Origin of the sequence: Leclercia sp. UBA7405 (assembly GCF_037152215.1) — a bacterium.
GTDB lineage: Bacteria > Pseudomonadota > Gammaproteobacteria > Enterobacterales > Enterobacteriaceae > Enterobacter > Enterobacter pneumoniae.
Map to the genome: position 1 here is coordinate 112,119 of NZ_JBBCMR010000002.1, position 24,471 is coordinate 136,589.

Annotated in this window: 21 protein-coding genes; 3 read left to right on the plus strand and 18 right to left on the minus strand. The window is 54.2% G+C overall.

From position 1 onward, the window contains the following. Nucleotides 1–56 precede the first annotated feature (56 nt). The 18 genes from ftsA to leuO all read right to left on the minus strand — a co-directional run bounded on the left by ftsA (nucleotide 57) and on the right by leuO (nucleotide 21,016). On the minus strand, nucleotides 57–1,313 hold the full coding sequence (gene ftsA / locus WFN75_RS12860; protein WP_046884982.1) for a cell division protein FtsA: 1,257 nt from the start codon (nucleotides 1,311–1,313) through the stop codon (nucleotides 57–59). After that, nucleotides 1,310–2,149 carry a cell division protein FtsQ gene (gene ftsQ, locus WFN75_RS12865; RefSeq protein ID WP_046884983.1) on the minus strand — a complete coding sequence of 280 codons (840 nt, stop codon included), beginning with the start codon at nucleotides 2,147–2,149 and terminating at the stop codon, nucleotides 1,310–1,312. The genes ftsA and ftsQ overlap by 4 nt, the downstream gene beginning before the upstream one ends. Before the next feature lies 1 nt (nucleotide 2,150). Further along, nucleotides 2,151–3,071 carry a D-alanine--D-alanine ligase gene (locus tag WFN75_RS12870; protein WP_233801969.1) on the minus strand — a complete coding sequence of 307 codons (921 nt, stop codon included), beginning with the start codon at nucleotides 3,069–3,071 and terminating at the stop codon, nucleotides 2,151–2,153. Further along, on the minus strand, nucleotides 3,064–4,539 hold the full coding sequence (gene murC / locus WFN75_RS12875; RefSeq protein WP_336996283.1) for a UDP-N-acetylmuramate--L-alanine ligase: 1,476 nt from the start codon (nucleotides 4,537–4,539) through the stop codon (nucleotides 3,064–3,066). Before murC ends, WFN75_RS12870 begins: the two co-directional genes overlap by 8 nt. Nucleotides 4,540–4,595: 56 nt before the next feature. Then, nucleotides 4,596–5,660, minus strand: coding sequence for an undecaprenyldiphospho-muramoylpentapeptide beta-N-acetylglucosaminyltransferase (gene murG / locus WFN75_RS12880; RefSeq protein WP_336996284.1), 1,065 nt, complete (start codon nucleotides 5,658–5,660; stop codon nucleotides 4,596–4,598). Beyond that, a complete protein-coding gene (gene ftsW / locus WFN75_RS12885; RefSeq protein WP_040077170.1) occupies nucleotides 5,657–6,901 on the minus strand; it encodes a cell division protein FtsW in 1,245 nt (414 codons plus the stop codon). Before ftsW ends, murG begins: the two co-directional genes overlap by 4 nt. Further along, the gene (gene murD / locus WFN75_RS12890; protein ID WP_336996285.1) at nucleotides 6,901–8,217 is read right to left on the minus strand and encodes a UDP-N-acetylmuramoyl-L-alanine--D-glutamate ligase; all 1,317 of its coding nucleotides are present in this window, start codon (nucleotides 8,215–8,217) and stop codon (nucleotides 6,901–6,903) included. Before murD ends, ftsW begins: the two co-directional genes overlap by 1 nt. Nucleotides 8,218–8,219: 2 nt before the next feature. Then, entirely contained in the window at nucleotides 8,220–9,302 is a 1,083-nt protein-coding gene (gene mraY / locus WFN75_RS12895) for a phospho-N-acetylmuramoyl-pentapeptide-transferase (RefSeq protein WP_040077172.1), read from the minus strand. Continuing rightward, the gene (gene murF / locus WFN75_RS12900) at nucleotides 9,296–10,654 is read right to left on the minus strand and encodes a UDP-N-acetylmuramoyl-tripeptide--D-alanyl-D-alanine ligase (protein WP_263616175.1); all 1,359 of its coding nucleotides are present in this window, start codon (nucleotides 10,652–10,654) and stop codon (nucleotides 9,296–9,298) included. The genes mraY and murF overlap by 7 nt, the downstream gene beginning before the upstream one ends. Beyond that, entirely contained in the window at nucleotides 10,651–12,138 is a 1,488-nt protein-coding gene (gene murE / locus WFN75_RS12905) for a UDP-N-acetylmuramoyl-L-alanyl-D-glutamate--2,6-diaminopimelate ligase (RefSeq protein ID WP_212477220.1), read from the minus strand. Before murE ends, murF begins: the two co-directional genes overlap by 4 nt. Continuing rightward, nucleotides 12,125–13,891 (minus strand): peptidoglycan glycosyltransferase FtsI, encoded by a 1,767-nt coding sequence (locus WFN75_RS12910; RefSeq protein WP_040077175.1) that lies wholly within the window; start codon nucleotides 13,889–13,891, stop codon nucleotides 12,125–12,127. The genes murE and WFN75_RS12910 overlap by 14 nt, the downstream gene beginning before the upstream one ends. Before the next feature lie 15 nt (nucleotides 13,892–13,906). Next, nucleotides 13,907–14,272: a cell division protein FtsL gene (ftsL, locus tag WFN75_RS12915; RefSeq protein ID WP_040077176.1), complete on the minus strand. Its 366-nt coding sequence runs from the start codon at nucleotides 14,270–14,272 to the stop codon at nucleotides 13,907–13,909. Continuing rightward, a complete protein-coding gene (rsmH, locus tag WFN75_RS12920) occupies nucleotides 14,269–15,210 on the minus strand; it encodes a 16S rRNA (cytosine(1402)-N(4))-methyltransferase RsmH (RefSeq protein ID WP_040077177.1) in 942 nt (313 codons plus the stop codon). Before rsmH ends, ftsL begins: the two co-directional genes overlap by 4 nt. Nucleotides 15,211–15,212: 2 nt before the next feature. Beyond that, entirely contained in the window at nucleotides 15,213–15,671 is a 459-nt protein-coding gene (gene mraZ / locus WFN75_RS12925; protein WP_040077178.1) for a division/cell wall cluster transcriptional repressor MraZ, read from the minus strand. Nucleotides 15,672–16,269: 598 nt separating this feature from the next. Continuing rightward, nucleotides 16,270–17,274 (minus strand): catabolite repressor/activator, encoded by a 1,005-nt coding sequence (gene cra, locus WFN75_RS12930; RefSeq protein ID WP_040077179.1) that lies wholly within the window; start codon nucleotides 17,272–17,274, stop codon nucleotides 16,270–16,272. Between the two features lie 179 nt (nucleotides 17,275–17,453). After that, nucleotides 17,454–17,945 (minus strand): acetolactate synthase small subunit, encoded by a 492-nt coding sequence (gene ilvN / locus WFN75_RS12935; protein ID WP_040077180.1) that lies wholly within the window; start codon nucleotides 17,943–17,945, stop codon nucleotides 17,454–17,456. Nucleotide 17,946: 1 nt separating this feature from the next. After that, the gene (ilvI, locus tag WFN75_RS12940) at nucleotides 17,947–19,671 is read right to left on the minus strand and encodes an acetolactate synthase 3 large subunit (RefSeq protein ID WP_046884990.1); all 1,725 of its coding nucleotides are present in this window, start codon (nucleotides 19,669–19,671) and stop codon (nucleotides 17,947–17,949) included. A 382-nt stretch (nucleotides 19,672–20,053) separates the two neighbouring features. Next, on the minus strand, nucleotides 20,054–21,016 hold the full coding sequence (leuO, locus tag WFN75_RS12945) for a transcriptional regulator LeuO (protein ID WP_046884991.1): 963 nt from the start codon (nucleotides 21,014–21,016) through the stop codon (nucleotides 20,054–20,056). A 615-nt stretch (nucleotides 21,017–21,631) separates the two neighbouring features. Here leuO and leuL point away from each other — a divergent pair. The 3 genes from leuL to leuB all read left to right on the plus strand — a co-directional run bounded on the left by leuL (nucleotide 21,632) and on the right by leuB (nucleotide 24,471). Next, nucleotides 21,632–21,718 (plus strand): leu operon leader peptide, encoded by an 87-nt coding sequence (gene leuL / locus WFN75_RS22685; protein WP_154298789.1) that lies wholly within the window; start codon nucleotides 21,632–21,634, stop codon nucleotides 21,716–21,718. A gap of 90 nt (nucleotides 21,719–21,808) precedes the next feature. Further along, entirely contained in the window at nucleotides 21,809–23,380 is a 1,572-nt protein-coding gene (gene leuA, locus WFN75_RS12950; protein ID WP_040077183.1) for a 2-isopropylmalate synthase, read from the plus strand. Beyond that, a complete protein-coding gene (gene leuB / locus WFN75_RS12955) occupies nucleotides 23,380–24,471 on the plus strand; it encodes a 3-isopropylmalate dehydrogenase (RefSeq protein ID WP_046884993.1) in 1,092 nt (363 codons plus the stop codon). The genes leuA and leuB overlap by 1 nt, the downstream gene beginning before the upstream one ends.

Sequence of the window (24,471 nt, forward strand, 5' to 3'; positions counted from 1 at the left end):
CTCTCCGTTGTGCCTGTCGCCCGAAACCGTTAATTCTCTCCGGTCTCTTAAAAAAATTAAAACTCTTTTCGTAGCCAGGTGTTGATTCGTTTGATCCACGACCCCACCGACGCACGTTTTTCCACTTCTGCTTCACCGCTGAGATGGGTTTCCTTCCCGTAGTGAAGCAGGCCCACGGCCGTAGAGTAATAGGGCTCCTGGGCATAATCTGTCAGACCGGTGATATTCAGCGGGGCACCGATACGCACCTGCGTATGGAACACGCGCTGTGCGCAGGCCGCAAGACCTTCAATTTGCGCCGCACCGCCGGTTAATACAATCCCCGCCGCAAGATGATGTTTCACTCCCTGCTGGCGAAGCTGTTCCTGTAATTGCAAAATCTCTTCGTTAACAAGGTTCAGCAGCTCGGTGTAACGCGGCTCAATAACCTCTGCCAGAGTCTGACGCTGCAGACTGCGAGGAGGACGTCCCCCTACGCTTGGCACTTCAACGCTCTCGTCTTTACCGACGATAGAGCCGAGCGCACAGCCATGGCGCACTTTAATCGCCTCTGCATCGCTCGGTGGCGTGCCGAAGGCGTAAGCGATATCGCTGGTTACCACGTTACCCGCATACGGGATCACTTTGGTATGACGCAACGCACCACCGGTATACACCGCCATGTCCATTGTACCACCGCCAATATCCACGACACAGACGCCCAGTTCACGTTCGTCTTCAGTCAACACCGAATAACTGGCTGCCAGACCGGCGAAAATAAGTTGGTCAACTTTGAGGCCACAACGTTCAACGGCTTTGACGATGTTCTTCGCCATATCGTTGTGACATGTGATCAAGTGCACTTTTGCCTGCATACGTACGCCTGAAAGCCCGACCGGATTTTTAATGCCTTCCTGATAGTCGATGGCATATTCCTGCGGGATCACATGCAGGACGCGATGCTCATCACGCACGCGCACGGATTTCGCCGTATGGACCACGTTCTCAACGTCTTCCTGTGTCACTTCTTCTTCTGAAATCGGCACCATACCGATTTCATTCTGGCAGCTGATATGCTTGCCAGAGAGCGCCAGATACACAGAGGAAATCTGGCAGTCTGCCATTAATTCTGCCTGATCGATGGCGCGCTGTACGCACTTCACCACCGACTCGAGGTCGTTTACCCCACCTTTATCCATACCACGAGACGGGCAACTGCCTACGCCAATGATATTGACCATACCGTCGGGCAGAACTTCCCCTACTAAAGCGGCTACCTTCGCGGTGCCTATCTCCAGTCCAACTACCAGTTTTCTGTCCGTCGCCTTGATCATTGTTGTTCTGCCTGTACCTGTGCCTGATTTTGTTGCTGCCTGGTTTCCTCATCCGGCGCCGGGATCCACCCCACCGACGCGCCTGAGTCATAGCGCAAATCAACGTAGCTTATCCGTTTGCCATCGGCCTGCGCCTGTTGTTGCAGAACCGGATAGAGTTCTACAAATCGCGCCAGACGCTTCATGGTGTCGCCGCGGCCAAGGTTAAGCTTGATGTCATTCGTCAGCGTTAACTGCCATGAACGTCGCGCTGTCATCGCCGCATTCTTTAACGTAAACCGATCCTTAGCCAACACCTGCCCCATGTTACGAAAACCTTCCAGGACCTCATTTTCGCTGCCTTCCGGCCCATATAACATGGGTAAATTTTGCTTGCTGACGCGATCGGCAGGGACGCTGAAGGAATTTCCGTCTGCGTCAACCATATGCTGATCATTCCACCGCGCAATGGGCACAAATTCAACCAGATGAATCTTCAATTCATCGGGCCACTGCTTGCGTACGCTTGCCTGTTTTATCCACGGCAGACGTTCAATCTGGCTCTGGATGATGTTGACGTCCTGAGTCATAAAGGTTCCCGGCGATCCCAACGCCAGGATTGACTGGCGTATATCATCGTTACGGGTGTAATGACGATCGCCGGTCACCACCAGTTTCGACAGGGGTAACCGCTGCGCATCTTCCATCCAGCCCAGCACCATCCAGCCGCTGACAAACACGGTACATAGCACGGCAAGCAGGAAGATAATCCCTGCAAGACGCGTTCCATTATTGCGACGAGACGAATACTCTTCCTCTTCGTCACGATTTCGCGTGTTCAGCGCAGCCTGAGACATATCAGCGCGCCTGATCCAGAATACGTACAACAAGCTGGGAGAAACTCATGCCCGCCTGACGCGCCGCCATGGGCACCAGGCTGTGGCTGGTCATTCCTGGAGAGGTGTTCGCCTCCAGCAGGTAAAACTGCCCATCACTGTCCTGCATCACATCTATACGACCCCAACCGCGACAACCTAAAACAGTCCATGCTTTAAGGACCAGAGACTGTAACTGCGCTTCATCCTTCTCTTCCAGACCTGCAGGGCAGAAATATTGCGTCTCATCAGAGAGATACTTCGCCTCATAATCATAGAAGGTTCCGGCTGGTTGGATACGAATCGACGGTAAAATTTCTTCACCAAGCATGGCGACGGTAAATTCCGGCCCGCTGAGCCATTTTTCAATCAGAACTTCTTCATCATGTTGAAATGCCAGCGCTAATGCCGAAGATATATCGCCTGCATTGTCCACTTTAGACATGCCAACGCTGGAGCCTTCGCGGCTGGGCTTAACAATAACCGGCAAACCCAGCGCGGCAATTCGCGAAATAACGCTGTCTGGCAGGCCTAATTCAAATTCGCGGCGCGTAACAGCAACCCATGGCGCGACCGGTAAGCCCGCCCCCTGCCACAACAATTTGCTGCGCAACTTATCCATAGAAATGGCCGACGCCATGACGCCACTGCCGGTATAGGGCAAGCCAATCAAATCCAGTAACCCCTGCAGGGTGCCATCTTCACCGCCACGACCGTGGAGGGCGATGAAAACCTTATCAAATCCCATCTCTTTCAGGCGCGTGACATCCGTCTCCTTTGGATCGACAGGGTGCGCATCAATGCCACCTTCGCGAAGACCCGCCAGTACTGCTGCGCCAGAGTTCAGAGAAACGTCGCGTTCAGCGGAAGTCCCGCCAAGCAGGACGGCGATCTTATCAGCCATGGCGTTCTTCCTCCGAATTTTGCGGCTTCAGTTTGATTTCAGCTAAGTTACGGGCGATCTTGCCGATATTTCCCGCACCCTGAACCAGAATCAAATCATTACCGGTCAGCACGGGGGCGAGCATCGCCGCTACCTGTGCGTGGTCGGGGACCAGAATCGGGTCAATCTTACCGCGCCCACGAATGGTACGACACAGCGAACGGCTGTCCGCGCCCGGAATTGCCGCTTCACCCGCAGAGTAAACATCCAGCATCAGCAGGGCATCCACCTGTGACAGGACGTTAGCGAAGTCATCATAGAGATCGCGGGTACGGCTATAGCGATGAGGCTGGAATACCATCACCAGATTTTTATCTGGCCAGCCGGCACGCGCCGCCTTAATGGTGGCATCCACTTCCGTAGGGTGATGACCATAGTCATCTACCAGCATAGCGGTACCGGTTTTGCCGTTAACCTCTGCCAGCGGGAACTCCCCAAGGAAATCAAAACGACGGCCAGTGCCCTGGAAGCTCTCCAGCGCGCGCAAAATTGCCTCGTCTTCAATGCCCTCTTCCGTTGCTACGGCAACCGCCGCCGCGGCGTTTAGCGCGTTGTGGCGACCCGGCGCGTTCAGCGTGACCTGCACCAGCTCTTTATCCTGGCGGGCCAGTGTAAAGTGCCCCTGAGCACCAATCTGCTGATAGTTCTCAACGCGCACATCGGCATCTTCACTGAAGCCGTAAGTAGTTATCTGACGCCCCACTCGCGGCAGCAGCTCGCGGATGACCGGATCGTCCACGCACATTACTGCACGTCCATAAAACGGCAGATTGTGCAAAAAGTTGATGAATGTTTGCTTTAAATTTTCGAAATCGCCCTGGTAAGTATCCATATGGTCGGCTTCGATGTTGGTAACAATCGCCACCATCGGTTGCAAATGCAGGAATGACGCATCACTTTCATCCGCTTCAGCAATCAGGTAACGGCTGTGACCCAGACGTGCATGCACGCCTGCCGCTTTCACCAGCCCGCCGTTCACGAACGTTGGATCGAGACCCGCTTCGGCATAAATACTGGAGACCATCGCCGTCGTCGTGGTCTTACCGTGAGTTCCGGCAACAGCGATGCCGTGACGGAAACGCATCAACTCAGCCAGCATTTCGGCGCGGCGGATTACCGGGATACGCGCTTCGTGCGCAGCCACAATCTCCGGGTTATCGGCAGAAATCGCGCTGGATACCACCACCACGCTCGCGTCACTGACGTTTTCCGGGCGATGGTTGAAATAGATTGTTGCGCCAAGCGACGCCAACTGTTGCGTAACAGGGTTCGGCGCCAGATCAGAACCGCTGATCTGGTAACCTTCATTCGCCAGCACTTCGGCAATACCGCCCATACCGGCGCCGCCGATGCCAACGAAGTGAATGTGCCGGACGCGACGCATCTCGGGCACGATTGAACGCAGTTTCGCCAGTTGTTGTGTATTCATTCTCTAAACGCCATCGACTACTTAAAATTCGTGCAGCGCAACACGCGCTGCGAGGGTTAAGCCTGGGCTGCCAGGCTCACTTCTTTTGCTACCCGCTCGGTGGCATCCGGGATCGCGGCCGCGCGTGCGTGCTGCGCCATCTCCAGTAATGTCTCCCGGTTCCAGCCCGCCAGGGTGGTGGCGACCGCATCTGCGGTAAACTGCGGCTGTTCAAAGATTTTTGCGGCGCCCGCTTTTTCAAGTGGCAACGCATTCCAGTACTGCTGACGGTCTTTATGCTGGAACGGCACAAACAGCGCCGGCAAACCGGCGGCAGCGATTTCGCTTACCGTCAATGCACCAGAGCGGCAAACTACCACATCGGCCCAGGCGTAAGCGGCGGCCATGTCGTTGATAAATTCGGTGACCTTATGCTGCGGCTGACCGGCCTCTGCATAAGCTTGCTCAACGGTCTGCTGAGCGCCTTTACCGCTTTGATGCCAAATTGTCACAGCCTCACCCAGCTTCGCAGCCACCTGCGGCATCGTCTGGTTCAACACGCGCGCGCCCTGCGAGCCTCCGACGACCAGCACCCGCACCGGCCCTTCACGACCGGTGAGTCGCGCCTGGGGTAGCGGCAGCGCCAGCACATCAACGCGCACCGGGTTACCCACGACATCGGCTTTCGGAAACGCTCCCGGGAAAGCCTGCATCACTTTGCTGGCAATTTTCGCCAGCCATTTATTGGTGAGGCCCGCGATACCGTTCTGCTCATGCAGCACAACGGGGATACCCAACGACCATGCCGCCAGGCCACCCGGGCCAGAGACATAACCGCCCATGCCCAACACCACGTCCGGCTTAAAGCGTTTCATGATGGCGCGCGCCTGACGCCAGGCATTGAAAATGCGTACCGGTGCGAGCAGCAAAGCTTTCACTCCCTTGCCCCGAAGACCGGAAATACGAATAAAGTCGATCTCGATACCATGTTTCGGCACCAGATCGGCTTCCATGCGGTCTGCGGTTCCTAGCCAGCGTACTTGCCAGCCCTGATCCATCAAATGGTGCGCAACCGCCAGCCCCGGAAAGACATGTCCGCCGGTACCGCCTGCCATCACCATTAACCGCTTCGGTTGATTCATCGTGAACCTCGTGTAAACGCCTGGGCATTCTCCAGACGCGTTTCATAATCTATACGTAGCAAAAACATAATGGCGGTCGACATAATCAACAGACTCGAGCCACCATAACTGATCAACGGCAACGTCAGCCCCTTTGTGGGCAGCATGCCGGCCGCCGCGCCGACGTTCACCAGAGCCTGGAAACTGAACCAGATCCCGATCGAGCACGCCAGAAAGCCCGAGAAGCGATGATCAATCACCAACGCTTTTCGGCCAATCGACATGGCGCGGAAAGCGACGAAGAATACCATTAAAAGTGCTAATACCACACCGATATAACCCAGTTCTTCCCCAATGATGGAGAAGATGAAATCGGTATGTGCCTCCGGTAAATACTCCAGTTTTTGGACGGAATTCCCCAGCCCCTGCCCCCAGAATTCACCTCGTCCAAACGCCATCAATGACTGGGTGAGCTGATAACCGCTGCCGAAGGGATCTTCCCACGGATTCCAGAACGAGGTGACGCGGCGGATACGGTAGGGTTCAGCCAGAATCAACAGCACGACGGCAGAGATGCCCATCCCGATAATGGCGATGAACTGCCACAATTTGGCGCCAGCGAGAAACAGCATGGCCAGCGTGGTGACAAACAGCACGACCACGGTACCCAGGTCAGGCTGCGCAAGCAGTAATACCGCCAGCACCAGAATCACGCCCATCGGTTTTAAAAAGCCGCGCAGGTTATTACGCACCTCATCGACTTTACGCACCAGGTAGTTGGCCAGATAGCAGAAGAGCGACAGTTTGGTAAACTCCGCAGGCTGAATTCGCAGCGGGCCAAAGGCAATCCAGCGCGATGCCCCGTTAACAGAACTGCCCACCACCAGAACAATCAGCAGCATGACGATGGAGGCGATAAGCATTGCGGTGCTGTGCCGCTGCCAGAACTCCATCGGCAGACGCAGTGTCACCATCGCCAGACAGAATGCGAGAATAATGTACAAACCATCACGCTTGGCAAACAGGAAAGGATCGTTCGCCAGACGCTGCCCCACGGGCATCGAGGCGGAGGTCACCATAATAAAGCCAATAGCGGCCAGCCCCAGCGTAAGCCAGAGCAGCACACGGTCGTACATAATAAGGCTATCGGAATCTTTATCCCGTGAGCCCATCACCCAGCCTTTCAGCGCCGCGAAGATCCACGCCAGGATACCGAATCCCGGCAGGCGCGGCAGACGAAGGCGAGGGAAAGATAAACGCATCAGCCTAACTCCTGCGCCAGGCGGGTGAAGAGATCGCCACGCTGTTCAAAGTTTTTAAACTGATCAAGGCTGGCGCAGGCAGGAGAGAGCAACACCATATCGCCCGGCTTCAGCGTGGGGGCGAGCAGGCGCATCGCCTGTTCCATGGTTTCTGTCTGCTGTGCGACCTCCGGACGTAATGCCGCCAGCTCTGCGCCATCCCGGCCGAAGCAGTAAAGGCGCACGTTGTCGCCCTTCAGATACTGTTTCAGAGAGGAGAAGTCAGCCGATTTGCCATCACCGCCAAGCAACAGATGCAGCGTACCCTCTACGTGCAGGCCATTCAGCGCCGCCTCGGTGCTACCCACGTTGGTCGCTTTGGAGTCGTTGATCCAGCGCACGCCGTTGTGTTCCAGCGCCAGCTGGAATCGGTGAGCAAGACCGGTAAAGGTGGTGAGGGCTTTCAGACTGGACGCACGCGGTAACCCGGCGGCATCCGCCAGCGCCAGTGCGGCCAGCGCATTGGTGTAGTTATGCTGCCCGGAGAGCTTCATCTCTTTTACGTTCAGCACTTTTTCACCCTGCACGCGTAGCCAGGTTTCGCCCTGCTGACGATTCAGATGATAGTCACCCATGTTGATACCAAAGCTGATGCAGCGCTCATCGGCGCCGCGAACCGGCATGGTCAGCGCATCATCGGCGTTAACCACACAAACTTCTGCATTCTCGTAAACCCGCAGTTTGGCTGCACGGTATTGCTGCAGACCAAACGGGTAACGGTCCATATGATCTTCGGTTACGTTGAGGATCGTGGCGGCCACGGCCTTCAGGCTGGAGGTGGTTTCCAGCTGGAAGCTGGAAAGCTCCAGAACATACAACTCGCGTCCCTGATCGAGCAGCATTAAGGCCGGCAATCCAATGTTTCCGCCGACACCGACGCTCACGCCTGCCGCTTTTGCCATCTCACCCACGAGGGTCGTGACGGTGCTTTTACCGTTAGAGCCGGTAATAGCGACGATGGGCGCCTGCGCTTCACGGCAGAACAGTTCAATATCACCCACAATTTCAACGCCCGCATCGGCTGCGGCGCTTAACGAAGGGTGCGCCAGCGCCATACCGGGGCTGGCAACGATCAGATCGGCTGCCAGCAGCCAGTCATCATTAAGACCACCAAGGTGGCGTTCAACCTGTTCCGGCAGTTTGTCCAGCCCAGGCGGAGAGATACGCGTATCCATTACGCGCGGCGTGACGCCGCGCGCAAGGAAAAAGTCCACGCAGGAGAGCCCGGTAAGGCCCAGCCCGATGATAACGACTTTTTTACCCTGGTAATCTGCCATGATTAACGTACCTTCAGCGTTGCCAGGCCAATCAGCACCAGCATCAGCGAAATAATCCAGAAGCGCACAATCACGCGCGGCTCCGGCCAGCCTTTCAATTCATAGTGATGGTGAATCGGCGCCATACGGAAGATGCGCTGACCGCGCAGCTTGAAGGAGCCCACCTGCAAAATCACTGACAGGGTTTCAACCACGAACACCCCTCCCATGATCACCAGCAAGAACTCCTGACGCAGCAGCACGGCGATAATGCCCAGTGCACCACCCAGCGCCAGCGAACCGACGTCACCCATAAAGACCTGCGCCGGATAGGTGTTGAACCACAAGAATCCGAGCCCCGCGCCCACAATCGCCGTACAGACAATCACCAGCTCGCCGGCATGACGCAGATAAGGAATGTGCAGGTAGTTCGCGAAGTTCATATTCCCGGTTGCCCAGGCCACCAGCGCAAACCCGCCAGCCACGAAGACAGTTGGCATAATAGCCAGGCCGTCCAGACCATCGGTCAGGTTCACCGCATTACCGGTACCCACAATGACGAAGTAAGCCAGCAGGATGTAGAAGATCCCCAGCTGTGGCATCACATCCTTGAAGAACGGCACCACCAACTCGGTGGCCGGGGTATCTTTGCCGGCCAGGTAGAGCGCGAATGCCACGCCCAGCGCAATCACCGACATCCAGAAGTATTTCCAGCGGGCTATCAGCCCTTTGGTATCTTTGCGTACCACTTTGCGGTAATCATCGACAAAACCAATAATCCCGTAGCCCACCAGCACAACCAGCACACACCAGACATAGGGGTTAGACGGGTAGGCCCACAACAGCACGGAAACGACGATCGCCGTCAGAATCATGATGCCGCCCATGGTTGGCGTACCACGTTTGCTGAAGTGTGATTCCGGACCATCGTTACGGACAACCTGGCCGAAAGAGAGCTTTTGCAGATGGGCAATCATGCGCGGGCCCATCCATAAAGAGATGAACAACGCAGTCAGCAGGCTGACAATGGCGCGAAACGTCAGATAGGAAAAGACATTAAAGCCTGAATAATATTTGACCAAATGTTCGGCCAGCCAAACTAACATGTCCCATTCTCCTGTAATGCGCGCACAACGTCTTCCATGGCTGCGCTACGTGAACCTTTCACCAAAACGGTGATGATTTGTTTTTCCTGAATCAACGCCTTCAGGCGGGTGATCAGGGCGGCTTTGTCAGCAAAGTGCTCACCTGCGCCGCTTGCCTCACTAAGTGTCTGGCTTAATGCTCCGGTGCTTAACACGCGATCAATACCTGAAGCTTTCGCTGCTTCCCCCACCTGGCGGTGACACGCTACGCTTTCATCACCCAGCTCTGCCATGTCACCGACCACCAGCACGCGGTAGCCCGGCATTTCGGACAGCACCTGAACCGCAGCGGTCATCGACCCGACGTTGGCGTTATAGGAGTCGTCCAGCAGCAGTTTGTTTTCACCCAGTGGGACCGGGAACAGACGACCTGGTACCGCGGTCAAATTTGCCAGTCCGGTTTTGATAGCGCTCAGGGGAGCACCGACCGCCATAGCCAGCGCCGTCGCGGCCAGCGCGTTGGCGATGTTATGGCGCCCCGGCAACGGCAGCAGAACGTCCGTGCTGCCGGTTGGCGTTTGTAAGGTGAACTCTGTACCGTGCGAGGTCACATGGATATTGGTTGCCGTAAAGTCGCTGTTGGCGGCATTCGGTGAAAATCGCCAGGTTTTGCGATCGCCAATCACGCTCTTCCAGTTCAACTGGTCGTTATTATCGGCGTTCATGATGGCGATACCGTTCTGCGGCAGACCGGTATAGATTTCGCCCTTCGCTTTCGCCACGCCTTCGAGCGAGCCAAACCCTTCGAGGTGAGCGGCCGCCAGATTATTGACTAACGCCGCCTCCGGTTTAGTCAGGCTGACGGTCCAGGCGATTTCGCCCTGGTGGTTAGCGCCAAGCTCAATCACGGCATACTCATGCTCTGGCGTCAGACGCAGCAGAGTCATCGGCACACCGATGTCATTATTCAGGTTCCCGGCAGTGTAGAGAGTGTTACCGCATTGGCTCAAAATGGCCGCGGTCATCTCTTTAACCGAAGTTTTACCGGATGAACCGGTCAGCGCCACGATCCGCGTAGGGACCTGTTGGCGCACCCATGCCGCCAGTTCACCAAACGCCTGGCGGGTATCTTTCACCACCACCTGGGGCAAATCGACATTCAGCTTACGACTCACTAACAGTGCGCCAGCGCCGGCCTCTTTGGCTTGATCGGCAAAATCATGAGCGTCAAAACGCTCGCCCTTCAGTGCCACAAACAGGCACCCTGGGGTGATTTTACGGGTGTCCGTTGTTACCGCATCACAGGTCAGATCCTGTCCCTGTAGTTCACCGTGCAAAATGCCGGCGAGTTGGTTTAGCGATACGCTAATCATGCTACGACCCCCAGCAGACGCGCTGCGGTCACACGATCGGAGTAGTCCAGACGGTTGGTCCCCACGATCTGATAATCTTCGTGCCCTTTACCCGCCAACAAGACCACGTCGTTTTCACCGGCCTGCATAATGGCGTTAGTGACCGCTTCGGCGCGCCCTTCAACAACGCGAGCACGTCCGGCGTCCAGCATCCCGGCCAGGATATCGTTAATGATGGCGCGCGGCTCTTCGGTACGTGGGTTGTCATCTGTCACGACCGGAATGTCTGCAAACTCTTCCGCGATGGCGCCCATCAACGGACGTTTGCCTTTATCACGATCGCCGCCACAGCCAAACACGCACCAGAGTTTGCCGGCACAGTGCAGACGAGCTGCCTGCAGCGCCTTCTCCAGTGCGTCCGGAGTGTGGGCATAATCAACCACTACGGTCGGTTTACCCGGTGCGCTGAAGACTTCCATGCGGCCACATACCGGCTGCAGGCGAGCTGAGGTTTTCAGCAGTTCTGCGAGTGGGTAACCCAGTGCCAGCAGCGTTGCCAGCGCCAGTAGCAGATTGCTAACGTTAAACGCCCCCATCAGACGGCTTTCAATTTCGCCTTCGCCCCAGGAGGAGGCGAAACGGATGGTTGCACCGCTGTCGTGATAGTTCACTTCCGTGGCTTTTAGCCAGCGGCCATGACAGTTCGGGTTGATATGGTCTTCCATCGACACGGCAACGGCGTCCGGCAGCTTAGCCAGCCAGCGGCGGCCGACTTCATCGTCGGCATTAATGATCGCCTGACCGCAGTGGTGAGTGGAATAGAGCAGCCATTTCGCGGCCTCGTAATTTTCCATATCACCGTGATAATCGAGGTGATCGCGGCTCAGGTTGGTGAACACCGAGGCGGCAAACTTCAGCGCCGCCACACGATGTTGAACCAGCCCGTGAGAAGAGACTTCCATCGCAGCAAAGGTTGCCCCCTGCCCTGCCAGACCCGCCAGCACGTGCTGGACGTCAACCGCAGAGCCGGTGGTGTTTTCTGTTGGGATCACTTTGCCCAGCAAACCATTGCCAACGGTGCCCATCACCGCACCGGTCTCGCCCAGCAGCTGCGCCCACTGCGCCATAAGCTGCGTGGTGGTAGTTTTGCCGTTCGTACCGGTTACGCCAATAAGACGCAGTTGTTCAGACGGTTCATGATAAAAACGTCCTGCCAGTGCAGAGAGACGCTCATTCAGCTGGCTGAGAAAGATTACCGGCACGCCGTGCATTTCACGGATTTCACCGTCGGTCGCCTCATCTTTTGCCTCAGCAATAATGGCAGCTACACCTTGCGCAATCGCCTGCGGGATATACCGACGCCCGTCCGCCTGATGACCGACCACCGCTACAAAGAGATCGCCCGATGCAGCCACACGGCTGTCGAGTACCATCTCCCGCAGTGCTCGCTCCGGTGCGTTTGGCACCCATGGAGCAAGAAGGTCGCGCAAATTACGATCTGCCACCTGTTCCCTCACCTTGATTAATTACAAATTCACTTTTCTCGCCCGTTGCCAGCGCATCCGGTTCGATGTTCATGGTACGTAAAACGCCGCCCATGATGGCACCAAACACCGGCGCGGAAACGGCGCCACCGTAGTATTTACCCGCCTGTGGATCGTTAATTACTACCACCAGCGCAAAACGCGGATTGCTTGCAGGCGCTACGCCTGCGGTATAGGCAATGTATTTATTAATGTAGCGACCGTCTGGCCCTACTTTTTTCGCTGTACCGGTCTTAATCGCGATACGATAGCCTTTAATTGCGGCTTTGACCCCGCCGCCGCCTGGCAGCGCCACGCTCTCCATCATATGCACAACCGTACGTACGATAGACTCCGGGAAGACACGCTCGCCGGGGACCGGGGGATCAACTTTGGTAATCGACAGCGGACGATAGATGCCATAGCTGCCAATCGTTGCGTAGACTCGCGCTAACTGTAACGGGGTTACCATTAGCCCGTAGCCGAAAGAGAAGGTGGCCCTCTCTATGTCAGACCACCGTTGTTTTTGAGGATATAAGCCACTGCGTTCTCCGACCAACCCCAAATTGGTCGCCTTTCCTAGCCCAAAACGTGAGTAAGTTTCTACTAACGCTGAGGACGGCATCGCTAACGCCAGCTTAGAAACACCGACGTTACTCGACTTCTGCAGAACCCCGGTCAGGGTCAATTCGCTGTAGCGCGCCACGTCTTTGATTTCGTGGCCGTTAATTCGATAAGGAACCGTGTTCAGCACCGTATTTTCATTGACGATACCGCGTTGCAGGGCGGTCATGACGACCATAGGCTTCACGGTTGAACCCGGTTCAAACACGTCGGTAATGGACCGGTTACGCATTGCGTCTTTGGCGGTACCGGCGAAATTGTTCGGGTTATAGGAAGGACTGCTGGCCATCGCCAGCACTTCGCCGGTGCTGACGTCGACCAGCACAGCGCTACCTGATTCAGCTTTGTTGAAAGCGACGGCGTTATTCAGCTCACGGTAAACCAGCGCCTGCAGACGCTCATCGATGCTGAGGGCGAGGTTGTGTGCCGCCTGGCTATCGGTAGAGGAGATATCTTCAATGACGCGGCCATAGCGGTCTTTACGCACGATACGCTCGCCAGGCTGGCCGGTGAGCCATTTATCGAAACTCTTCTCGACGCCTTCAATACCCTGGCTATCCACGTTGGTGAAGCCGATGAGGTGAGCGGTGACTTCCCCTGACGGATAGTAACGGCGTGACTCTTCACGCAGATGGATCCCCGGCAGTTTCAGCTTTTTAATGTAATCAGCCATATCAGGATTGACCTGGCGCGCCAGATAGATGAATCGCCCTTTCGGGTTGGCATTCACCCGCGCGGCGAGCTGATCCAGCGGCATTTTGAGCGCGTCAGAGAGTGCTTTCCAGCGGTTATCCAGAGAGATCCCGCCGGCGTCATGCAGCTCCTTCGGATCGGCCCAGATCGCTTTTACCGGCACGCTGACGGCCAGCGGACGACCAGAACGATCGGTGATCAACCCTCGTGATGTCGAGACCTCTTGTACGCGAAGGGAGCGCATGTCCCCCTGACGTACCAGCATATCCGGTGCGATGATCTGTAGCCACGCCACCCGCCCCAGCAGAAAGCCCAGCGCCAGTAAGATACAGCCGCATAACAACGCAAAACGCCAGCTGATAAAGCTGGCCTGTTCTTCCTGACGTTTTGGTTTTAGCGCTTTTGCCGCTGCTCTCATGCGTCGCGTTTTCCCTTATTTTTGTACTACGATATTTTCCTGAGAAGGATCAACATGCTGCATCTGCAGCTTTTCCGTTGCGATCCGTTCAACCCGGCTATGATCGCCGAGCGCATTTTCTTCAAGAATCAAATTTCGCCACTCAATGTCCAGCGCATCACGTTCCAGTACCAGCTGTTCACGTTGCGCCGTTAACAAACGGGTGTGGTGTGCGGTGGTGACCACCGTTACGGCCGTTACGATAATGCAGATGAACAGGCAGAGTGGCAGTTTCCCAAATCGCAAAAGATCGTCACCGATCACGCCAGGCAAGGCATGGCGCTCGTTGCTTCCTAACGATCCCGTCACTTTGCTGAGGGTCTCTGTCACTCTGCTGATCATGCGTTCGTCCTTTCTGCAATGCGCAGTACTGAACTACGGGCACGTGGATTTTCAGCCACTTCTTCTTCGCCCGGCATTAACTTGCCTAGTGCACGCAACTGACGGCCGCCCAGTTTCCTGAGTTGCTCTTCAGTCATCGGTAACCCTGCCGGAACCTGCGGACCGCGGCTCTGTTCGCGCATAAAACGCTTCACAATGCGGTCTTCCAGCGAATGGAAACTGATGATTGATAGCCGCCCTCCCGGGGCCAGCACGCCGAGCGAGCTTTTTAGCGCCTGCTCTATCTCTTCCAGTTCACTGTTTACCCAGATGCGCACCGCCTGGAATGTACGGGTCGCGGGGTGTTTGTATTTATCCTTCACCGGCATCGCCGCTGCGATAACTTCCGCAAGCTCTTTGGTACGGGTCATCGGCTCAATACGGTTACGCTCAACGATGGCGCGGGCAATGCGCTTACCAAAACGTTCTTCACCAAAGGTTTTGATCACCCAGGCGATATCCGCCTCTTCGGCCGTCAGCAACCATTCCGCGGCAGACTGTCCGCGCGTAGGATCCATACGCATGTCCAGCGGGCCATCGCGCATAAAGGAGAAGCCGCGCTCCGCGTCATCAAGCTGTGGTGAAGAGACGCCAAGATCGAGAAGAATACCGTCGATCTTACCGGTCAGATCGCGTTCAGCGACATAGTCAGCCAACGCAGAGAAAGGGCCATGTACGATGGAAAAGCGCGGATCATCGATGGTCTTCGCCACGGCAATAGCCTGCGGATCGCGATCGATTGCCAGTAAGCGACCTTCTGCTCCCAGTTGGGAGAGAATCAGACGCGAGTGACCGCCGCGACCAAATGTCCCATCAATATAAATGCCGTCAGGACGAATATTCAGGCCGTTTACGGCCTCGTCCAACAGCACCGTCGTATGTTTATAATTTTCCATCATTTTTATAGAGACAAATCCTGCAATCGATCCGTTAACATCGCGGAATCGGACTGCTCAGCGTCGATATCATCCTTGACCTGTTGATACCAGGTCGTTTCGTCCCACAGTTCAAACTTGTTGAACTGTCCGACCAGCATCACTTCTTTCGTCAGACCAGCATGTTGCCGCAGTACCGGGGCGATCAATAATCGGCCCGCACTGTCCATCTGACATTCACTCGCATGCCCCAACAACAAACGCTGCACGCGGCGTTCCTGTGGATTCATGCTCGACAGTCGAGACAGCTTTTGCTCAATGATTTCCCATTCAGGCAAGGGGTAAAGCAGCAGGCAGGAGTGGTTGATGTCAATGGTGCACACCATTTGACCAGAAGCGCTCTCATTCAGCTCATCACGATATCGGGTTGGTACCGATAAACGCCCTTTGCTGTCGAGATTGACTAACGTCGCTCCACGGAACATGCCAGCCTCACCCCCTCAATACCACTTTAACCCACAAAATCCCACCCGAAGGAGTTTACGGAGCGAGGGAAAACCTTGTCAAGCCAGGACTTCCGCCATACCAGACTAAATACGCCAAGTTTACGGACGTAACCTGACCCGGCTAATAACTGAACAACCGGCGAGGCAAATTAACGTTATGAATATTTGTAAGAAAAAATCGAATAAACATAGTGGCGTTAAAGATCACTTCTCTCATCGCAAGGAAATATAAAGTGTCAGTTTGCGACGCGGGCAGCATTTTAAGACATATTGCAGGGGGATAACAGCGCCAGTTGCACGGCTATGTGTCGCAGCCTGCCGCGGTACTGCGCCGGGGAGGTTCAGATGGGAAAAAATGGCTGATAATTCAGCACCGCACTTCAGGAATGTTACAAAATAATACAACCTGGTAAACGAATAACATTGAAATAAGCAGGAAACTGACAAATTTAAATGTTCGAGTAATTGAAGAAGGGGGCTGGCCCTTTTTTAAAGAATTATCCTAAAAAAAATATGGCCATTATTTTTAAAGTATTTAAGCAAAATAACAGGGCAGCCCACCTGCCCTGTCAGGCTATTACACGCGACTGAGTACACCACGGCGATAAAGATTACGCCGAATACGGGTTAATCCCGGTTTAGGTTTGCGCGGCTCATCCAGGCTTGCCAGCACGATTTCCAGTACTCGTTCCGCCACATCGCGGTGGCGCTGGGCAACGGCCAGTACCGGGCACTGCAGGAAATCGAGCAGTTCATTATCCCCAAAGGTGGCGATAGCCAGATCCGAGGGTAATTTGCCTTCACGACGCAGCGTCACGTCCATCACCCCCTGCAACAGGGCAAAAGAGGTGGTAAAGAGCGCCTGCGGCATCTCGTGCGTCTCTAGCCACTTCTCAAAAAGCTGCGCAGAGGCTTCACGTTCATAGCTATTGGCATAGAGGAACTCCACTTTGCGCGGATCGTCTTTCCATGCGGTCCGGAAGCCCTGTTCACGCAGGTAGCTGACGGATAGCTCTGGCAACGCACCCAGATAGAGGACTTTTTCCGCCGGGAAGGTACGCAGCTCTGCCGCCAGCATTTCGGCGTCGTCCTGATCCGCTCCCACAACGCTGGTGAAATGTTCGCGATCCAGCGCACGGTCCAGAGCGACAATCGGCAGCGGATCGTTAGCCCAACGCTGATAAAAAGGGTGCTCCGGTGGCAGGGAGGTTGAAACAATGATCGCATCAACCTGACGCTGCAGCAGATGATCGATACAGCGCATTTCGTTATCAGGCTGATCTTCCGAGCAGGCGATAAGCAGCTGATAGCCACGCTGGCGCGCCTGACGTTCCAGATAATTTGCAATACGGGTGTAGCTGGTGTTTTCCAGATCCGGAATGACCAGACCTATTGAACGGGTGCGTCCGGCGCGCAAACCCGCCGCTACGGCATTCGGATGGTAGTTATGTTCACGAACCACTGCCATGACTTTCTCAACGGTCTTATCGCTCACACGATATTGCTTCGCTTTACCGTTAATCACATAGCTTGCCGTAGTTCGTGACACGCCGGCGAGCCGGGCGATTTCATCCAGTTTCACAATTGCCCCTCAAAAAAAATAAAAGAGTCCATGACCTCAACAGGGTTATGGCTAAATCTTTTAACATCTAAGCGCAGAAAAGAGTGTGCGGCAACCGCTTTTGTCTGCACAAAGGTGCAGGCCGCAAAAAAAAGCCCGGTTATGAAGACCGGGCATGTTCGAGAGAGGCTCGTTGAGACTTAGCGCATCACTTTATCGCCGCGGGATAACCCTACGACGCCAGAGCGAGCCACTTCAACGATTTTTGCCACATCTCTTACCGAAGCGAGGAAAGCATCAAGCTTGTCACTGGTACCCGCAAGCTGCACGGTATAAATAGACGGAGTAACATCGATGATCTGGCCGCGGAAAATCTCCGCGTTACGTTTCACTTCTTCACGCCCGTAACCGGTGGCCTGAACTTTTACCAGCATGATTTCCCGTTCAACATGGGCCCCCTGCCCCAGCTCGCTCACGCGCAGTACATCCACCAGCTTATGCAGCTGCTTTTCGATCTGCTCCAGCACTTTGGCATCGCCTACGGTCTGAATGGTCATCCGCGAGAGGGTAGGATCGTCGGTGGGCGCCACGGTAAGGCTCTCAATATTGTAGCCGCGCTGTGCGAAAAGCCCGATGACTCGCGATAAGGCCCCAGACTCGTTTTCCAGTAAGACAGATAATATCCGGCGCATATCAGGTTCTCTCCGTTTTGCTTAACCACATTTCATCCATTCCGCCTCCGCGAATGTGCATCGGATAGACGTGTTCAGTGCCGTCTACGATCACATCGACAAACACCAGGCGATTGTTTTTCACCTGTTCAAGCGCTTGCGCGAGCTTCGCTTCCAGCTCTGCCGGATCGGAAACCCGGATCCCAACGTGGCCATAGGCTTCTGCCAGACGAACGAAATCAGGCAGTGACTTCATATATGAATGAGAGTGGCGGCCCGAGTAGATCATGTCCTGCCACTGCTTCACCATCCCCAGATAGCCATTGTTAAGGTTTAACACCAGCACCGGAAGGTCATATTGCAGCGCCGTGGAGAGCTCCTGAATATTCATCTGGATACTACCATCACCCGTCACGCAAACGACGGTTTCCGCTGGCAGCGCCATCTTCACGCCCAGCGCGGCAGGCAGGCCAAAGCCCATGGTTCCCAGACCGCCAGAGTTAATCCAGCGGCGAGGTTTATCAAACGGATAGTAGAGTGCCGCAAACATCTGGTGCTGACCTACGTCTGAGGTGACATAAGCATCGCCGTTTGTCAGACGCCAGATCGTTTCGATTACCGCCTGCGGTTTGATGTGCTCGCTTTGCGTGTCGTATTTCAGACACTGACGCGTACGCCATTGTTCGATCTGCAGCCACCAGTCACGTATGTCGTCGAGCGGCTGCGTGGTTGTCTCCTGCGGCAGTAGCTCCAGCATCTGCAGCAGCACCTGGCGCGCATCGCCCACAATCGGAACGTCCGCCGCGACGGTTTTAGAGATCGAGGTGGGATCGATATCGATATGCAGTACGGTCGCGTTCGGACAATATTTCGCGAGATTATTTGTGGTGCGATCATCAAAGCGAACCCCGACGGCGAAAATCACATCGGAGTTGTGCATCGTCATGTTGGCTTCATAGGTGCCGTGCATGCCAAGCATCCCCAACGCCTGACGATGGGTGGCCGGAAATGCCCCTAATCCCATCAGTGAAGAGGCTACCGGCAGGTTGAGCTTTTCAATCAGCTCACGCAACGGCTCTTCACAATGGGCATTAATGGCCCCGCCACCGACATAGACAACCGGTTTTTTCGCCGCCAGCAGCGTTTGCAGGGCGCGCTTAATCTGCCCTTTGTGTCCCTGGGTTGTCGGATTATAAGAGCGCATACTGACCGAATCAGGCCAGACGTACGGCAGCTTATTCGCCGGGTTGAGGATATCTTTTGGCAGATCCACCACGACCGGGCCAGGACGGCCGCTGGCCGCCAGCCAGAATGCCTTTTTCAGCACGCCCGGAATGTCTTCCGTCTGTTTCACCAGGAAGCTGTGCTTGACCACCGGCCGGGAGATCCCAACCATGTCGCACTCCTGAAAGGCATCATAACCTATCAGCGATGTCGCGACCTGACCGGAGAGAATCACCAGCGGGATAGAGTCCATATAGGCGGTAGCAATCCCGGTAATGGCATTGGTTGCCCCAGGGCCAGAAGTGACCAGCACCACGCCCACTTCGCCGGTCGCGCGCGCCAGTCCATCAGCCATATGCACCGCCGCCTGCTCGTGGCGCACCAGCACGTGGTCAATACCGCCAACGGTATGTAGTGCATCGTAAATATCGAGGACTGCGCCCCCAGGATAACCGAACACTTGCTTCACGCCCTGATCGATTAACGACCGGACGACCATTTCGGCGCCAGACAACATCTCCATGCTTTGCCTCCAGGCATCACGTTACAGACGGACAGCAGAGATCATTTCTGCTCCATCTTTATTGACCAGGGTGACCCCAGTCATTTTTATTGTGCAGAGTGACAGTTAACATAACCGCTTGCCCTCAGGCAGGCAATTCGCGCTCCCCCGAAGGGGATAGCCTAAGAAAGTAGAATCAAGGGGTATAAGGTTGAGTTATGGATAAATATACTGCCAGCAGGAAATGCACCGACCAATAATCACATAAACTGGAAGCGTCACAGAAATTCATCCATTTTTGTGACAAAGAAGGCGAGGTAAAAAAATGGCTGACAGTATAAAATTTCATAACGATTAAAAAATGCAGGATAAACAACAAATATGGTGCTTATCCTGTGATGTTTTAGCGATGACAGACATTCACTAATAACTCTTCCATCCACTGATGACCTTTATCGCGCCCCGCCGCTTCATGCCAGGAGAGATAACAGGTCCGCGTATTCAACTGCAGAGGCAACGCCTGAATACGTAAGCTCAGCGGTTCGGCAAATTTCTCAGCCAGCCAGCGCGGAGCGATAGCGACCAGATGTGTTTGCGACACAATATTTAATACACTGACCATTGCCATGCCCTGATAAGCAACGCTGGCTTGTTTATCCGGCGTGTCATACCACGGCTGACTGAAGGAGGCATATCTGTCCAGGGCAACAACGGCGTGCTGCTCATTATAAATATCGCTTTCATGCAGCGTGCCATGCAAACGCGGATGTTTTTTACTGGATACCAGAACCATTTCATCTTTGAATAAAGGCACGCAGGAGAATTCCGGGCGACGAAACTCTTCATAACCAATAACAAACTCCGTCTCCTGATAACGCAGCTGATGTTCCGTGTTTTGATTGAGAGAGGATTTGAAGACAAGTTGAATATTGGGGGCGATCTCACCCACTTTATTATAAATAATCGAGGTTAAATAATTATCCAGTGGGCTGCATACACAGAGATGGAAAATACGCTCGCTAACTAACGGCTCAAAACCGGAACCCGGTAGTTCATTTTGCACCAGTTGCAGCGCTTGTCGCACCGAAGCGAACAGCTGGTACGCGCGGGCGGTGGGCTGAATCCCTCTGCCATACCTTACAAATAATTCATCATTAAACATGACTTTAAGTCTTGCAACCGCATTACTTACTGCCGGTTGCGACATCCCCAGGGCATGTGCCGCCCGGGTAATATTTTGCTCCTGCATTACCGCATCAAAGACGGTAAGCAGATTAAGATCCACGGTACGCAACTGAGGTTTAGTATTCTCATTCTGCGGTGCTTTTTCACTATTTTCGTCACACATATCCATCTTCACTGTCATGCTAAGCTCCTTTTACTTGTGCGCAATAATAAGCTGACAAAATATGATTTATCACGCATATAAAACAAGCAAAAGAGAAATATATAAATTTCAGAAAACATCAAACTCTGTCACAAGCGATAAAAAGGAGTTCTGTACCTTAAAAAGGGAGTTGCCCCGTCAAAACATACTAAATAGTTTAGTTATCCAATGAAATCATAATCTCTATAAATATACAACACGGCATCTAATTAAGGATTATTTAAGCCACTATTAATTGTTAACAACTTTCTAGAGGTAATTATTAACAATGAATTACCAACCTAATCACTTTATTCTTCATCACAAAAAAAGAGCCTAAACAACCTTCTGATTCATAAGACAATAAATAATATTAGCGACATGTCGCAAAATTTGTACAAATGCAAACAAACATCTTCTTTTAATTCCAGCGATGAATATGCAAATGAATCGCAGAGCATTTAAATTGTCTTCAACGAAAAAAGCAGCACAATTAGCTCATTTCATCTTTGGCTGTCTGCCTTCTCGTCCGCCCTTTTCACCCTTGCGGGGTTGACATCAATGCGCGTATCCAGTACCACTAAAAGCATATCGCATTTAACCGAGGCTAGATTCATGATCCGCAGCATTCGTTTCACCGGTCTACTACTACTAAACGCATCCATTGTGCGCGGTAGACTGGCGGACGAAATTCAGCGTTGAATCGTCTCTGGTAAACAAAAAACCCGCGCCACTGCGCGGGTTTTTTTATGCTCGTAGCAAGGCGCCCAAATACAGACAAGGACCTAACCCATGAGCCAGCAAGTCATTATTTTCGATACGACCTTACGTGATGGTGAACAAGCATTACAGGCCAGCCTGAGTGTTAAAGAAAAACTGCAGATTGCTCTGGCCCTCGAACGTATGGGCGTAGATGTCATGGAAGTGGGTTTCCCGGTCTCCTCACCGGGTGATTTTGAATCTGTACAGACCATCGCCCGCACGATCAAAAACAGCCGGGTTTGTGGTCTGGCGCGCTGTGTAGAAAAGGATATCGACGTCGCTGCCGAGTCGCTGAAAGTGGCCGAAGCTTTCCGTATCCATACCTTTATCGCCACCTCGCCAATGCACATTGCAACCAAATTGCGTAGTACGCTGGACGAAGTGATTGAGCGCTCCATCTATATGGTAAAACGCGCCCGTAATTACACTGATGACGTGGAATTCTCATGCGAAGACGCGGGCCGCACCCCAATTGCTGACCTGGCGCGCGTCGTCGAAGCCGCCATCAGCGCAGGCGCAACCACCATCAATATCCCGGATACCGTCGGCTATACCATGCCGTTCGAGTTCTCCAATATCATCACCGGGCTGTATGAGCGTGTGCCTAACATCGACAAAGCCATCATCTCTGTCCATACCCACGACGACCTGGGCCTGGCCGTAGGTAACGCCATTGCCGCCGTCCACGCGGGTGCCCGCCAGGTTGAAGGCGCGATGAACGGTATCGGCGAGCGCGCCGGTAACTGTTCACTGGAAGAGGTCATCATGGCCATCAAGGTGCGCAAAGACATCATGAATGTGCACACCCGCATCAATCACAACGAAATCTGGCGTACCAGCCAGACGGTCAGCCAGATCTGCAACATGCCGATCCCGGCGAACAAAGCCATCGTCGGCACCGGCGCCTTTGCCCACTCCTCGGGCATTCACCAGGATGGTGTGCTGAAAAATCGCGAAAACTACGAAATCATGACCCCGGAATCCATCGGGCTGAATCAAGTGCAGTTGAACCTGACCTCCCGTTCCGGCCGTGCGGCAGTGAAACACCGTATGGAAGAGATGGGTTACAAAGAGGCCGACTACAACATGGATCAGCTGTATGACGCGTTCCTGAAGCTGGCGGATAAAAAAGGTCAGGTATTCGATTACGATCTGGAAGCTTTGGCGTTTATTAATAAGCAGCAAGAGGAACCAGAGCACTTCCGTCTGGATTACTTCAGCGTGCAGTCGGGCTCCAGCGATATTGCCACCGCCTCCGTCAAACTGGCCTGTGGTGAAGAAGTGAAAGCCGAAGCGGCTAACGGAAACGGCCCGGTCGATGCGATCTATCAGGCCATCAACCGCATCACCGACTATGACATTGAGCTGGTGAAATACGGTTTAAGCGCCAAAGGTCACGGCAAAGATGCGCTGGGTCAGGTAGACATCGTGGTTAACTACAACGGCCGTCGCTTCCACGGCGTAGGTCTGGCGACCGATATCGTCGAATCCTCCGCGAAGGCGATGGTGCACGTCCTAAACAACATCTGGCGCGCCGCTGAGGTCGAGAAAGAGTTACAACGCAAAGCTCAGAATAAAGAGAACAATAAGGAAACCGTGTAATGTCGAAGAATTACCATATTGCTGTGTTACCGGGTGATGGAATTGGCCCCGAAGTTATGGCACAGGCGCTGAAAGTACTGGACGCGATTCGCACCCGTTTTGCGATGAAAATTACCACCAGCCACTATGATGTGGGCGGTATCGCCATTGATAATCACGGTACGCCGTTGCCACAGGCCACGGTCACCGGCTGTGAAAACGCCGATGCCGTTTTGTTCGGCTCCGTGGGCGGCCCGAAATGGGAGCATCTCCCTCCTGCCGGGCAGCCTGAGCGTGGTGCTCTGCTGCCGCTGCGTAAGCATTTCAAATTATTCAGTAACCTGCGTCCGGCCAAACTCTACCAGGGCCTGGAAGAGTTCTGCCCACTGCGCGCCGACATCGCCGCCAACGGTTTCGATATCCTTTGCGTACGTGAATTAACGGGCGGGATCTATTTCGGCCAGCCGAAAGGCCGCGAAGGCAGCGGTCAGCATGAAAAAGCATTTGATACCGAGGTCTATCATCGCTTTGAGATCGAGCGTATTGCCCGCATCGCCTTTGAATCTGCACGCAAGCGCCGTCACAAAGTGACCTCAATTGATAAAGCCAACGTCCTGCAATCCTCCATTCTGTGGCGTGAAATCGTGAACGAAATCGCCCAGGAGTATCCGGACGTTGAGCTGTCACATATGTACATCGACAACGCGACCATGCAGTTGATCAAAGACCCGTCTCAGTTTGACGTACTGCTCTGTTCGAATCTGTTCGGCGATATTTTGTCTGACGAGTGCGCCATGATCACCGGCTCGATGGGTATGCTGCCCTCTGCCAGCCTGAACGAAGAAGGTTTTGGCCTGTATGAGCCTGCTGGTGGCTCGGCGCCGGATATCGCGGGTAAAAACATCGCTAACCCTATTGCGCAGATCCTCTCCCTGGCGCTGCTGTTACGCTACAGCCTGGATGCAAATGATGCGGCAACCGCCATTGAAAATGCCATTAACCGCGCCTTAGAAGAGGGGGTGCGGACAGGTGATTTAGCCCGCGGTAACGCGGCAGTCAGTACCGAAGAAATGGGCGATATCATTGCCCGCTATGTCGCTGAAGGGGTGTAA